At 38.5% G+C, this 14,115-nt stretch carries 10 protein-coding genes; 7 read left to right on the top strand and 3 right to left on the bottom strand.

Annotation, left to right across the window (positions count from 1 at the left end; translation table 11 throughout):
* Nucleotides 1-114: 114 nt before the first annotated feature.
* The 4 genes from J4Q03_RS15210 (at nucleotide 115) to J4Q03_RS15195 (ending at nucleotide 4,922) form a co-directional block, all read left to right on the top strand.
* Nucleotides 115-660: a hypothetical protein gene (locus J4Q03_RS15210; RefSeq protein WP_426048983.1), complete on the top strand. Its 546-nt coding sequence runs from the start codon at nucleotides 115-117 to the stop codon at nucleotides 658-660.
* Nucleotides 603-2,741, top strand: coding sequence for a T9SS-dependent M36 family metallopeptidase (locus J4Q03_RS15205; RefSeq protein WP_426049056.1), 2,139 nt, complete (start codon nucleotides 603-605; stop codon nucleotides 2,739-2,741). Before J4Q03_RS15210 ends, J4Q03_RS15205 begins: the two co-directional genes overlap by 58 nt.
* Before the next feature lie 124 nt (nucleotides 2,742-2,865).
* On the top strand, nucleotides 2,866-3,846 hold the full coding sequence (locus J4Q03_RS15200; protein ID WP_426048982.1) for an EamA family transporter: 981 nt from the start codon (nucleotides 2,866-2,868) through the stop codon (nucleotides 3,844-3,846).
* 80 nt (nucleotides 3,847-3,926) lie between these two features.
* The gene (locus tag J4Q03_RS15195) at nucleotides 3,927-4,922 is read left to right on the top strand and encodes an alpha/beta fold hydrolase (RefSeq protein WP_426048981.1); all 996 of its coding nucleotides are present in this window, start codon (nucleotides 3,927-3,929) and stop codon (nucleotides 4,920-4,922) included.
* A gap of 327 nt (nucleotides 4,923-5,249) precedes the next feature.
* Here J4Q03_RS15195 and rplS read toward each other — a convergent pair whose 3' ends face one another.
* Nucleotides 5,250-5,606, bottom strand: a complete 357-nt coding sequence (gene rplS, locus J4Q03_RS15190; protein WP_034704964.1) for a 50S ribosomal protein L19 — start codon at nucleotides 5,604-5,606, stop codon at nucleotides 5,250-5,252.
* Nucleotides 5,607-5,896: 290 nt separating this feature from the next.
* Here rplS and J4Q03_RS15185 point away from each other — a divergent pair, with 290 nt between their 5' ends.
* The gene (locus J4Q03_RS15185; protein ID WP_426048980.1) at nucleotides 5,897-8,635 is read left to right on the top strand and encodes a fibronectin type III domain-containing protein; all 2,739 of its coding nucleotides are present in this window, start codon (nucleotides 5,897-5,899) and stop codon (nucleotides 8,633-8,635) included.
* Nucleotides 8,636-8,709: 74 nt separating this feature from the next.
* Here the strand turns inward: J4Q03_RS15185 and J4Q03_RS15180 are convergent, their stop codons facing one another.
* Entirely contained in the window at nucleotides 8,710-10,233 is a 1,524-nt protein-coding gene (locus J4Q03_RS15180; protein ID WP_426048979.1) for a membrane-binding protein, read from the bottom strand.
* 360 nt (nucleotides 10,234-10,593) lie between these two features.
* On the opposite strand from J4Q03_RS15180, the gene J4Q03_RS15175 reads away from it, so the two are divergent.
* A complete protein-coding gene (locus J4Q03_RS15175; RefSeq protein WP_426048978.1) occupies nucleotides 10,594-11,295 on the top strand; it encodes a CoA transferase subunit A in 702 nt (233 codons plus the stop codon).
* Nucleotides 11,296-11,364: 69 nt separating this feature from the next.
* Here J4Q03_RS15175 and J4Q03_RS15170 read toward each other — a convergent pair whose 3' ends face one another.
* Complete coding sequence (locus tag J4Q03_RS15170; protein WP_426048977.1) at nucleotides 11,365-13,170, bottom strand: ABC transporter ATP-binding protein; 1,806 nt, start codon at nucleotides 13,168-13,170, stop codon at nucleotides 11,365-11,367.
* Nucleotides 13,171-13,291: 121 nt separating this feature from the next.
* Between J4Q03_RS15170 and J4Q03_RS15165 the strand changes: the two genes are divergently transcribed.
* On the top strand, nucleotides 13,292-13,945 hold the full coding sequence (locus J4Q03_RS15165) for a CoA transferase subunit B (RefSeq protein ID WP_426048976.1): 654 nt from the start codon (nucleotides 13,292-13,294) through the stop codon (nucleotides 13,943-13,945).
* Nucleotides 13,946-14,115: the final 170 nt, after the last annotated feature.

Genomic DNA, 14,115 nt, shown 5'->3' with positions numbered 1-14,115 from the left:
TGATAAAAGCTGTTGATAATGGGTTTTCTTGAATATTATTTTATTCGTTAAATAATTTTCAAAAAACAGAGTTTATTACGAATTATTTGTGAATTAGCGGCTTTATTAGTAAAAATGAAAAAAATAACTCTACCTCTTTTATTTGCTGCATTCGCAGTGTTTCCTTCTGCTTTATTTTCACAAGATAACGAGAAGCTGGTTAAAGATTATATTTCTCAAAATAAGATCAGGGAATATAAAAAGAACGACCTTACCAATTTCATCATTGATAATATTGATCATTCAAAATCAATGAATGGAGAAGTTGTGAAGTTCTTGCAGACCTATAACGGCCTTCCGGTATACAGTTCTGTAGGAACAGCTCTGGTTCAGAATAACAGGATTGTCTATTATACAGATAATTTTGTAAAGGATTATACTGCATCTACATCACAAAACGCTGTAATCACAAAACATACAGCCCTTCAGAAAATCGCTGAAGAACTGAAGAATCCTGACATTGCTGATTTTACTATCCTGGAATATCTTGAAAAAAGTAATAAACGGGCAACATCAGCAAATCAGAGACTGGTTTATACCAATGACGGAAGTGGTAATTACGTCTGGCGTATGAGTATACTCTGGCAGAACCTAAATCCCCGAATTATTGGAACATTTTAGTGGATGCAAATGACGGAAAGATATTGGTGAAAAATAATCTGACTTTATCATGTAATTTCCACCCTGAAGCGTTCTCTTCAGACGCCAATCATAACCATGCTGATCATTTTGAGAATACACTGATGGGTCCTCAGAATCATATAGCTCAAAACAACGCGCCTTTATTTGTTCCTGATAATGCATCGTATAATGTATTTCCTATGCCGACAGAAGCACCTACTTTTGGAGCAAGATCAATTATCAGCAATCCATGGGTACTGAATGCTTCTCCTGAAGGATGGCATTCCGACGGGACTACCCATTATACGGTTACAAGAGGCAATAATGTTTTTGCATATGAAGACGTTGCAGGAACAGCCTTAACGATAGCCCCTCTATATTTGCCGGGAACTCCTGCAGAAGGTGGAGCAACAAGAAATTTTAATTTCCCTTTCAATATTAATGACCTGCCTGTAAACAACAGGAATGCTTCCATTACCAATCTGTTTTATCTGAATAATAGAATTCATGATGTTTTCTACCAGTTTGGATTTACAGAATCTGCCAGAAACTTCCAGCAGAATAACTTTGGAAAAGGAGGAGTAGACGATGACTCCGTGTATGCTGAAGCTCAGGATGGAGGGGGTACAAACAATGCCAACTTCTCTTCACCTCAGGAAGGTTATAATCCAAGAATGCAGATGTATCTTTGGTCATCTGTAGGAAGAGTGTTTTTTTATAATGCACCGGGTGCAGCTGTTACCCGTACGCCGGGAGCAGGAACTGCACAGTTTGGCAACCCACTTACTTTTACCGGAACTACCGGAAATGTTAAGTTGTCACCGGTTTTGGACGGTTGTACAGCCTTACCGGCAGGATCACTTGCGGGAAATATAGGCTTGGTGGAAAGAGGAACATGTGCTTTTGCCATTAAAACAAAAAATCTTCAGGATGCCGGTGCTGTCGCAGCTGTGATTTATAATAATCAGGCCAACGGTGCTACTTTGAGTAATATGTCAGGAACAGATGCAACAATTACTATTCCATCAGTACTTATTGCTTATTCAGAAGGAGAATATATCAAAACACAGCTTTCCGCAAATACAACGGTAAACGTTACATTAAAATCGAATATGACACCTGATGGAAGTTTTGATAACGGGATTGTAACCCATGAATACGGTCATGGAATTTCCAACAGAATGACAGGTACAGGATATGCATGCTTAAATTCAAATGTAAGTAAAGAACAAATGGGAGAAGGATGGTCGGATTTCTTTGCATTGATGCTGACCAACAAGGCTGGTGATAATGCAAGTGTGGCCAGAGGTATGGGAACTTATGTAGGCGGACAGGCAATTACGGGTTCCGGAATCAGGCCTGCTAAGTATTCACCGGATTTTACAGTCAACAATTATACTTACGGAAGAACAAATGGTATGGAATATACCAATCAAGGCAATCTCGTACCGGATGTACACTCCATTGGATTTATCTGGGCAACGATGCTTTGGGATCTTCATTGGAAATATGTTGCAAAATATGGTTATTCTTCAGACGTACTGGCCAATACAACGAACGGAAGTTCAAGAGTATTACAGCTTGTTACGAATGCTTTGAAACTCCAGGCATGTAATCCTAGCTTCGTTGAAGGTAGAGATGCTCTCCTGGCGGCAGAACAGATAGTTACCCAAGGACAGGATAAATGTATGATCTGGCAGGTTTTTGCCAAAAGAGGCTTAGGTGTGGGCGCATCAGCAGGGCTTAAGAACAATATCAATGATCAGGAGGAAAGCTTTGCTTTACCAGCTGAATGTGCAGTGCTGGGTACCGAAGAAGTAAAGTCTGCTAAGGAAAATCAAATTTCTATCTATCCAAATCCTACTAAAGATGAGTTTTACATCAAATTCCCAAGCAGTACTATTGGAAAAGTAAGTCTGGAAATTTACGATATGTCCGGAAAATTAGTGTCTTCAGAAGATAAGATTTCACCGGATGCTAAAAAGGCGGTTTCTACAAATAACCTGGCAAACGGAACCTATATGGTGAAAGTTAAAGGCCTTGGTTTCGAAGCGGCTTCTAAAGTAATCGTTAAGAAATAATAATTACATCTATCAACTATAAGGATCGCCGCAAGCAAAGCTTGCGGCGATTTTATTTATCTATCATACCGATGCTCCGGTATTTCAATTATTATATTGTAACTTTGCAGGCTGAAAAAAAATTATGAAGAAGAAAAATATACTCAAGGGAGTTTTATTCGTAGGGATTGGGGCCAGTATATACGGAATGCTGGCTACATTTGTTAAAATGGCTTATCATGATGGCTACACCACTTCAGAAGTCACTACTTCCCAGTTCTTGCTGGGACTGATCGGACTTTTGATCCTGAATTTTATACAGACCATTACATCAAAACAAAAGCTTTCATCACCAAGTTCCAAAGAAGTGAAGATGCTGATGATTGCAGGAACATCTTTGGGATGTACCAGTTTATTCTATTATATTGCAGTTCAGTACATTAATGTTTCCATAGCCATCGTGCTGCTCATGCAGTCAGTCTGGTTCAGTGTCGTTGTAGAAAGTATCATAGCAAAGAAACTGCCCAATGCCAGAAAAGTAGTTTCTGTGATCATTGTTCTGGCAGGTACTATACTGGCTACAAATCTGATTAATATGGATATTGAGCTCGACTGGCACGGAATCTTCTGGGGATTAATGGCGGCAGCTTCCTATACCATGACCATGTTTACATCCAATACGCTGGCTACGCATCTGCCGGTATTCAGAAAAAGTATCATTATGCTTTGCGGAGGAGCAGTGGTCGTGATCGCTTTCCTGTTTTTTGCTCAGATTGGACCTATGTATTTTGACGGATTAAAATCATTATATCTCAATTTTACAGAAAATACAGAACATATCCACTCGTTCAATTATTCAATATTCTGGACATACGGATTTGTACTCGCTTTATTTGGAACTATTATTCCGCCTATCTTATTCAACATTGGTTTTCCAAATGCAGGACTTGGGTTGGGAAGTATTGTTTCATCATTGGAACTGCCGGTTTCAGTAACTATGGCCTTCGTTTTACTGGGTGAAAAAGTCTTACTGGTGCAGTGGGTAGGGATTGTTCTTATTCTTTTTGCCATTGTTCTGATGAATCTTCCTGCAAAAAAAGAACTGAAAGTAGTAGAAGCAGCTTAAAAAAATAATCATAAATAATATTAAAAACCGTTTCTTTTGAAGCGGTTTTTTTAATTTTAATATTTCAAATATAGTTTGCTATGAAATATTTCAGAAAGGCAGTGGCAGTTATCATGCTTTCTGCAGTACCGACCTTCCTATTTTCGCAGATAAAACCCCTGGATGCGATGCTATCGGAGTATCAATATCCTTACGAGGTTCAGTTTATAGACTTAAAGTCTCAGAATAATGACCTTAAAATGGCTTATATGGACGTACAGCCACAGAAGCCTAATGGAAAAACCATCATGCTTCTCCATGGAAAGAATTTTAACGGAGCTTATTGGGAAAAGACGGCAAAAGATCTTTCAGATAAAGGGTTCAGGGTCATTATTCCGGACCAGATAGGATTCGGGAAATCTTCTAAGCCTCACAGTTACCAGTTTTCTTTTTCACAGCTGGCCGAGAATACCAAAGCCATATTAGATAAATTGGAAATTGATAAAACTATAGTGCTGGGACATTCCATGGGCGGAATGGTTGCCGTGAGATTCACACTGCTTTATCCTGAAAAAGTTCAGAAGCTGATTCTGGAAAATCCCATTGGCCTGGAAGATTATAAAACCTTTGCGGCTTACCAAACCATAGATCAGGCCTATCAGTCCGAGCTTAAAAATACCGCTGAAACCTACAAAGCTTATCAGCTAAAATTTTATTACGATAATAAATGGAAAGATGAATACCAGCCGTGGCTGGATCTTATTGCCGGCTGGACCCTGCATAAAGATTATCCGCAGGTCGCCTGGGATGCTGCTCTGACTTCCGATATGATTTACAATCAGCCTGTCTGCTATGAATTTAAAAATATAAAAACACCTACATTGCTTATTATAGGAACGAGAGACAGAACGGCAATAGGAAAAGACAGAGCACCCAAAGAACTTCAGCCCAAAATGGGGCAGTACCAGGAATTGGGGAAAAAGACACAGCAGGAAATTTCAGGATCAAAATTAATTGAACTTGAAAATGTAGGACATCTTCCACATATAGAAGTGTATCCTAAGTTTTTTACGGTTCTGTATGATTTTATTAAGTAAGGTTATGGTTGGGAAGGATAGTGAGCTGATCATTTTTTCTGATATTGATGTCTTATAAAAGCTGAATTTTTTGAAAGTTTAGACCATTTAGATACTGATTAGATTTTCAGTGATATAACTCATGCTTAGTCGAATCAATGAAATTGATTCCTTCTTTGCCAACTCAATATAGCGTTCTCATTTTTTCCTTTGCGTTTAAAAATCAAAATAGGAATAATTCAAGAACATACGCCTTATCTCTGAAAACCCGACGATAGCTACTATTTCAAAAAATAAAAAGAGACTACCTGAATAGATAGTCTCTTTTTGTATGTATTGTTGTCTGAATTACTTTTTCTTGTAAGCAGCATCCTTGATTCTAGCTTTTTTACCTCTAAGGTCTCTGAAGTAATAAATTCTAGACCTTCTAACTCTACCTCTTCTGTCAACTTCAATTTTCTGAAGTGCAGGCATGTTGATAGGGAATACTCTTTCTACACCTACATCACCACTCATTTTTCTGATTGTGAATGTTTTTGTAGCGCCAGTACCTCTCAATTGGATAACGGTACCTTTGAAGAACTGAGTTCTTGTCTTTTGTCCTTCTTTAATTTCGTAATACACAGTAATTGTGTCTCCTGCTTTGAATTCAGGGAAATCTTTTTTAGTAATGTACTGGTCTTGTACGTACTTTAATAAATCCATTATTAATAAAATAAAATGTTAAAGCTAAGCAACTTACACGTTCTTCGTCAGAGGTTGAATAACAGGTCGCAAAGATACAAAATACTTTTTGATTCTACCAAATAATTACTGTACTAAAAACTATAATTTTTTTGCTCCGAATTTACTGTAAAGTTAACAGTTCCTTTAAGTTCCCATCAGGCACAGTTTATATAGGAAGCCTACTTTTGCCCGAAATTAAAATCAGATATTATATTTTTTAATGATTTGATTCACAAATCGAAATAAATCTCTACAAAAGTAAACTATTTATGAAACACTATTTCTTCTTTTTCTGTTTTGCCGTCCAGATGGCCTTCGGGCAGACGCTGTTTCCCTATCTCCAGAATCCGGCACCGAATTCGATGATCGTTAACTGGAAGACGGCTTCTAATAACGAAACAACCGTGATCTACGGATCATCACCTGCTAACCTGAATGTAACGGTTACGGGAACAACCAACATTTTCTCTGATACAGGCTATAATAACAACTATTATTATCACACGGCAAAGATCGCCGGACTGCAGCCCAACACCAAATACTATTATAAAATAAAGACCGGGACTACAGAATCTGCGGTTTATAATTTCAGAACGCTTCCTCTGCCTGGTCAGGCTGCTACTGCAGATGGGAAAATACGTTTCCTGATTATGGGTGACAACCAGATCAAGGCGGAACCGAGGTATGATACCCTTACCCTGAATGCCTTCAAAAAACTAAAGCAGAAATTCGGAGCCAATTCTGATCCTTCTGATAATATTGCACTTACTTTTATGGTGGGAGACCAGGTAGACGTAGGAACACTGGACCATTATGAGAATGTTCATTTTAAAAAGAACATCAAATTATCACCGTATCTTCCTATTCAGACCACGGTAGGAAACCATGAGACTTACGGAACTCTTGGAATGAATTCTTATTATGCCCATTTCTATATCGATGAAATTAAATATAAAAATATTTTATCAGGAAACGAGAATTATTACGCGCAACAAGCTGGAAACGTTCTGTTTGTAAGTTTAAGCTCTGAACATACAGGCACCGCACAGCAGACTTGGCTTTCCCAGATTCTGAATGAAGCAAACAGTGATCCTACGGTAGACTGGATCATTTCCTTAAGTCACAGACCTTATCAGGCAGAGCAGTACGTAGGAGATATCTCTACATGGGTAAGAAACAATGCAGTGCCTTTATTGACGACTTCCAGTAAATATTTAATGCACGTTGGAGCTCACCATCATTTATATCACAGAGGTCAGCTGAAAGATACCCCGAATTATCAGATTATTTCCGGAGGTACGGCATGGGATCAGTATTGGGGAATGTCTAATGAGCAGGATTTTGATGATGTACAGAAAACACTGCCAGACTGGACCTATCAGATCGTGGAAGTAGATGTACCGACCGGAAAAGTGGATATCGAATGCTACTCAATTGGTGGGGTCTACAACAAGAAGCAAAACGAATTAGTAGATACTTTCCACAGGTATAAAAACCAGCCAAAACCTTCGAAACCTTCTGTTACCAATACTTTTTCGACATCAGTAACGTTACCTTTGACTCTTAACGGAAGTGCTTTTGCATCATCCAACGGAGAGCTCCTGAATACAACACAGTTCCAGATCAGTAAAGCGGCTAATTTCTCAGTGATTGAAAAAGAATTTTACCGGGATTATGAAAACTGGTTCGGAAAAGACGGAAACGGTACACCGGATAAAACGAAAAACTTAAACGCCGGACTTGACATTACAAAGGCAACTATTGCTGCGAATTCTATTTCAAACGGAACCTATTATGTAAAAGTACGTTACAGGGACAGAAACCTGGAATGGAGTGACTGGAGTGAGGTGAAACAGTTTGAGGTGACCGGAAGTGTGGTCTCCAATCCTACCTTTACATTAGATAAAACGGAATATACACAAAGCGAACCCATCACAGCCACTTATACCGGAGGACCTGGAAATCAGCAGGACTGGGTGGGAATTTATAAGAAAGGGCAGACGCCGGCAGCAACAACATCTCAAAGTTACCTTTATACCAACGGACAGACAGCCGGAACAGCTGTTTTCACGAATGGTCTGGCGAATAAAGGTCAATATTTCGCAGGTTTCTTTGCTAATGGAGGTTATACTGAAATTACACCGAGAAAAAGTTTTTACGTAGGACCGAAAGTACAGCTTCAGACCACTGCAGATACCTACCCGGTAGGAGGAACGGTTGTCGTTAATTACAGCAACGGACCGAATCTGGTAAAAGACTGGATCGGGATTTATAAGATGGGGCAGACACCTGGAACCAATACTTCTATCAAATGGAGCTATGTGTCAACACCTTCAGGAACATTGAATTTTACAGGTCTTCCGAAAGGATATTATTATGCCCAATACTTGCTTGAAGACGGGTATACGGGAATAGGAGACAAAGTATTCTTTAAAGTAGGGGATATTGTTACTGAATTATGGATCAACAAACCTGTTTATACACTAGGCGAGAATATTACGGCCTCATGGACGGATTCTCCCGGAATTATCAAAGACTGGTTAGGAATTTATCCTCAGAGTGTTCAGACACCGGATGATAATTTTGTTTCCTATACTTACTTCGACGGGGTTACCCAGGGGACAAAAACAATCCAGGGAACAGCGCTTCCTACAACGCCCGGTAATTATTATATGGTGATGTTTACCAATGACTCTTATACAGAAGTTTCAAACAGAAAGCAATTCCAGGTTACTTCCGGAACATTGGGAACTGATGAGGTGAAAAGTACAGAGAAAAATGTAGTTATATATCCGAATCCAACGAAACCAGGTGAGCCTACATTCATCAAGAGTGATTACCCGATTGAGAAAATTGAGCTGTTATCTGCATCAGGACAGCTGTTGTATGAATCAAAAAATATCAACAACCAACGTTTCTCTCTGGTGAATGAAAATCTTCCCAAAGGAGTATATTTTGTGAAAGTACACACAAGAAAACTGTTTACTTTAAAACTGGTGATAGAGTAAATAACAGCAACATAAGAATAGAAAAAATCGGCCATTATAAATGGTCGATTTTTCATTAAAATTTAGAAAATATTTTAAAAATCATACAGAAGATCATCTTCCTGGATGGTTGTACTCAAAACATTATAAATATCCTGCTCCTCAGCCTCTGCAAGGATCTTTGAATCCTGGATGAGCTTTCCTTCAGTATTATAGATTTTTAACAGAACCCACTTTCCGCTGCGCTCCATTTCCTTTAATCCGGATTCCGCTTTATATTTAATTTTTCCAGTCTGAAGTGCCCCGTTTTTTACAACAGCTTTGTTGCCTGCTTTCCCTTTCACATACTGTACAATCTGAGCCGTAAATCCTTCAGTTTCTTCCAAAGGCTGTGTATAGGTGTAAATTAAGCCGCCTTTATCATCATAAACCGTCGCATCATATCCGTTCTGCTTTGCATTCAGTTTTTTCTCGTATTTTATTTTTTCATCTTCCCTGAAAGACTTCGAAAGAACCAGTATGCCGTCTTTATACTGCTGTTCGCTAAGCTCTTCATACAAAGTACCGCTGTAAGGCATATCATCTTTATAGGTTAAAGTGCCCTTCAGTCTTCCGTCCGGATGATAATATCTGATCTCCTGTATTACGTCATCCTTTAGTATTTTCTCAGATGATAGCTTTCCATTCTCATCAAAAGATGTATTCATAATGACCGAGCCGTTTTTATAAACATCGATGGCAGAAAACCCCGTCAATTCATAGTTGAACTGATAATCCTCACCATCTGTAGGCTTGTAATAATCAGATTCCTTATCGTAAGCATAGATTAGATTTCCTATTTTCTTCCCGGTTTCATCATACGTAGTTTTATAGCCGTCTTTTTTATTTTTTTTCTCCTCCTGCAGGATCTTTCCGTTTTTAGAATATATAATGCTTTCTTTTACAGTTCCGTCACTTTTATATTTCTCAATTCTGGATACCCTCATCGGATTATAATAATATTCTACCAATACATTATCACCAGAGCTTCCTCCTTTATTTGTCCCGATTTGCTTCCCTTTGTCACCGTAATACTTAGTTTCGTATTTTCCGTTACTGTCAGCAGTGGTCTCATAGCGGATTCCTTTGATATCCTCGTCATAAATAACAGTTTTAAAGCTGTCACCGCTTTCATAAGTCGTAATGCTGTTATGGAAAAATGAATTCTCCGGATCCTTATAGGTGTAAACTTTTCCTTTAAAAGTACCGTCTTCCTTGTAAATCAGATCGTCTAACGGTCTTCCTTTCTCATCAAATGTCTGAGATGGGCCTGTCTGCTTTCCCCCTGAAAATGTTCCCGTATTTAATACTTTACCTTCCGGGGTATACCAGGTCACCTTACCTTCATAAATCTCACTGCCCGGGGTGGCATCCGAAGCAAGGCCTTCCATCTGAAGCTTTCCGTTTTTATAAAAATCTTTGATTAAGATAAGCTTTCCTTTATTCTCAGTTTCCCGGTAAAACTCCATTTTATCCTGAGTTGTTTTTTCCCAGTTTTCGTCAAAATAGATCTTCTCCTGTGCACCTGCACTGATGCTGAGAAACAAAGCAAGAATCGCTGACGTAAATAATTTTTTCATGTTTTATTAAAGTTTTAAATGATTTTTAGTGATTGAAATTTAATAAGAATAAATATTCTTTGCAATCGAAAATGCAGAACAAAGAGGTGAGTTGCAGAAAATTTTTATACAATGTGTTTAACGAATTATTTTAGAATATCAACTGATAGAAAATAATATTCTTAACTGTCGGTTTTATTATGTCAAATATAAATCAATTTACTAAGAAATAAAGAAAATTTAAAGTATAAAAGACTCCGTGAAATCACGGTAATTTTCCTGCCGTTGCTTTTGTTTTTTTTCCTGAAAACAGGATTAATTTCGGCCTTAGGATATATGATAAAATTTATTAAATTTAACGGACAGAAAATCTAGTATTTCATGATAGATAAAAGAGTAAAAAATGCGAAAGAAGCCATCAGCGGAATTGAAGATGGAATGACCTTGATGTTGGGCGGGTTCGGTCTGTGCGGAATCCCTGAAAACTCCATAAATGCCTTGGTAGAAAGCGATGTAAAAGGCTTGACCTGTATTTCAAATAATGCCGGTGTGGATGATTTCGGATTAGGGCTGCTGTTACACAAAAGACAGATCACAAAAATGATCTCTTCTTATGTAGGGGAAAATGCAGAGTTCGAAAGACAGATGCTTTCAGGAGAACTGGAAGTTGAGCTTACCCCGCAGGGAACTTTGGCGGAAAAATGCAGAGCGGCCCAGGCTGGAATTCCTGCTTTTTATACGCCTGCAGGCTACGGAACGGAGATTGCAGAAGGTAAAGAAGTGAAAGATTTCGACGGAAAGCCTCACATTCTGGAGCATGCATACAAAGCAGACTATTCCATCGTAAAAGCCTGGAAAGGAGACCATGTCGGAAACCTTATCTTTAAAGGTTCCGCAAGGAATTTTAATCATCCCATGGCTGGGGCAGCAAAAATTACCATCGCAGAAGTAGAGGAGCTGGTAGAGCCGGGAACATTAGATCCCAACGAGATCCATATTCCGGGGATTATGATCCAGAGAATTTTCCAGGGTGAAAAATTTGAAAAGAGAATAGAGCAGAGAACAGTCAGAACAAAAGAATAAAGTTCTATTTTTTTGTGGTTAAAATATTAAAAAACAAAAGCGCTGAAAATATTCAGCGCTTTATTTATATTATGCTTCCGGTGAAATAAGCATTTTTCTTTCCCCGATCTGCTGACGCCACATAGCGTAATACAATCCTTTTTCGGCAATCAGATTATCGTGGGATCCCATTTCAATCACCTGTCCGCGTTCCAGTACATAAATTCGGTCTGCATGCATGATTGTGCTTAAACGGTGGGCAATAAGAACTGTAATCTGTTCCTTTTCTTTTGAAATGTCTTTTATGGTAGAGGTAATTTCTTCTTCCGTAATACTGTCCAAAGCGGAGGTTGCTTCATCAAAGATCAATAAATGAGGTTTTCTTAAAAGTGCTCTTGCAATGGCGATTCTTTGCTTTTCTCCGCCGCTCAGTTTCAGTCCGCCCTCACCGATAACGGTTTCGATACCCTTTTCAGCTCTTTCTAATAATGCTGTACAGCTGGATTTCTGCAAGGCAATTTCCAGTTCAGATTCTGTAGCCTTAGGATTGACAAAAAGAAGATTTTCTTTGATGGTCCCTGCAAAAAGCTGCGTATCCTGGGTAACAAAACCAATCTGATTTCTCAGCTCATCAAAATCAAATTCTTTTCCATTGATGCTATTGTAAAAAATATTTCCTTCCTGAGGTCTGTACAGCCCAACCAGCAATTTCACCAGTGTACTTTTCCCGGAGCCGCTTGGTCCCACAAAAGCAATGGTCTCCCCATTTTTAACATCAAAAGAGATATTATTTAAAGCTTTATACTGAGCCGACTGATGTTTAAAAGAAACATGTTTAAATTCCAGCTCTTCAATAGCCCCGATCTGTTTCGGATGGAGTGGCTTTTCTTCCACCTCTTTTTTCATTAAATTATCAAAATTGTAAAGAGAAGCCTCAGCCTCACGGTAAGAAATAATAATGTTCCCGATTTCCTGCATCGGCCCGAAAATAAAGAAGCCATAAAACATCAGCGAAAGGTACTGCCCTGGAGTCACAATATTTTTAAATATTAAAAGCAACAGGGTCATAGTGATCAACTGCTGAAGAAAATTGACCATCGTTCCCTGGATGAAGCTTAAAGAACGGATGCTTTTCACCTTTCTGAGCTCAAGCCCAAGAATCTTGTACGTATTGTTATTTAAACGGATCACTTCCTGATTGGTTAATCCTAAACTTTTAACAATTTCTATATTTCTTAAGCTTTCTGTAGTACTTCCTGCTAAAGCAGTGGTTTCCGAAACGATATTCTTCTGGATGCTTTTAATTCTTTTACTCAGTAAATTGGTAATAAATGCAATCAGAAAAATTCCGCAAATGTAAACAGGCATAATTGACCAGTGCAAACGGATTGCATACACGGAAACGAAAATAATACTCACTAAAATTCCAAAGAAAATATTAATAAAACTGGTGATGAACTTTACAGTATCTTCCCTTACTTTCGTTAAAATAGACAAAGTTTCACCACTTCTCTGATCCTCAAATTCCTGATAAGGCAATGCCATTGAATGCTTTAAGCCGTCTGTGAAGATTTTTGCGCCAAACTTTTGAGTAATCACGCTTACTGCATAATCCTGAAAGGCTTTGGCAATTCTGCTGACCATAGCTGTTCCGATGAGCAGCCCTAAAAAATAGAACACACCATGATAAATTCCGTCTCCGTACAAATATTGGTTCAGATTTCTGGGTAAAAGTTTTTCCTTATCAAAGAAATTGGGATGCGTTACCAGCTGATCCAGAATATTCCCTGTAATGGCCGGTGCAAATAAAGAAAAAACCTGATTAATGGTTGCCAATAACAAAGAAAGGATAATCAACCACTGGTAAGGCTTGAGGTATCTTAAAAGTATTTTCATTTTAATAAATAATGTTGCAAAATTAGAGATATTATTTTGACTTATGGTATTAATAATTTTGAATAACAAAGACCTTTTGTATTCAAGTGAAAAGAATTAAATTGCAGTCTAAGTTTTTATTATGCTTACAAAAGAACAAATTGCTAAAAGGATTTCAAAAGAACTGAAAGACCGTTATTATGTAAACCTGGGAATCGGAATCCCTACATTGGTGGCTAACTATGTTCCGGAAGGTATTTCCGTCGAATTTCAGAGTGAAAACGGAGTTCTCGGAATGGGACCTTTCCCGTTCGAAGGTGAAGAGGATGCTGATATCATCAATGCCGGAAAACAGACCATCACTATTCTTCCCGGAGGTTCGTTTTTTGATTCCGCCTTTAGTTTTGGAATGATTCGCGGTCAGAAAGTAGACCTTACCATCCTTGGAGCGATGGAAGTTTCAGAAAACGGAGATATTGCCAACTGGAAGATCCCCGGAAAAATGGTAAAAGGAATGGGAGGGGCAATGGACCTTGTTGCTTCCGCAGAAAATATTATTGTTGCCATGATGCACGTGAACAAAGCAGGAGAAAGCAAAATCCTGAAAAAGTGCAGTCTTCCGCTTACAGGTGTTAACTGTGTGAAAAGAGTGGTAACCGAACTGGCTGTACTGGACGTGACCCCAGCCGGATTTAAACTGGTGGAAAGAGCTCCCGGTGTTTCAGTGGAGCATATCGTAAAATCTACAGAAGCAGATCTGATCATTGAAGGGGAAATTCCTGAAATGCAATTTTAGATAAAATCAAAAACCTTGTCACCGACAAGGTTTTTTTATTGATTGTCTCGTCCTGAAAAAGGTTGACTATAAAACCATAAAAACAGTCATCCTTATGAATTTAAAAAAAAGATTCCTCCCTGTACAAGAATACAGTGAGGCGTTCAAAAGACAAGTTGTCTCCGAATATG

The organism is Chryseobacterium sp. NFX27 (genome assembly GCF_049887855.1).
Taxonomy (GTDB): domain Bacteria; phylum Bacteroidota; class Bacteroidia; order Flavobacteriales; family Weeksellaceae; genus Chryseobacterium.
Note: the sequence above shows the minus strand (reverse complement) of the source record. Positions and strands in the feature narration are given on the sequence as shown.

Coding starts and splice junctions, on each gene's coding strand:
- rplS (WP_034704964.1), bottom strand. CDS start 5,606: ATGGATTTATTAAAGTACGTACAAGACCAGTACATTACTAAAAAAGAT.
- J4Q03_RS15200 (WP_426048982.1), top strand. CDS start 2,866: ATGAAGAAGAAAAATATACTCAAGGGAGTTTTATTCGTAGGGATTGGG.
- J4Q03_RS15210 (WP_426048983.1), top strand. CDS start 115: ATGAAAAAAATAACTCTACCTCTTTTATTTGCTGCATTCGCAGTGTTT.
- J4Q03_RS15195 (WP_426048981.1), top strand. CDS start 3,927: ATGAAATATTTCAGAAAGGCAGTGGCAGTTATCATGCTTTCTGCAGTA.
- J4Q03_RS15185 (WP_426048980.1), top strand. CDS start 5,897: ATGAAACACTATTTCTTCTTTTTCTGTTTTGCCGTCCAGATGGCCTTC.
- J4Q03_RS15170 (WP_426048977.1), bottom strand. CDS start 13,170: ATGAAAATACTTTTAAGATACCTCAAGCCTTACCAGTGGTTGATTATC.
- J4Q03_RS15175 (WP_426048978.1), top strand. CDS start 10,594: ATGATAGATAAAAGAGTAAAAAATGCGAAAGAAGCCATCAGCGGAATT.
- J4Q03_RS15165 (WP_426048976.1), top strand. CDS start 13,292: ATGCTTACAAAAGAACAAATTGCTAAAAGGATTTCAAAAGAACTGAAA.
- J4Q03_RS15180 (WP_426048979.1), bottom strand. CDS start 10,233: ATGAAAAAATTATTTACGTCAGCGATTCTTGCTTTGTTTCTCAGCATC.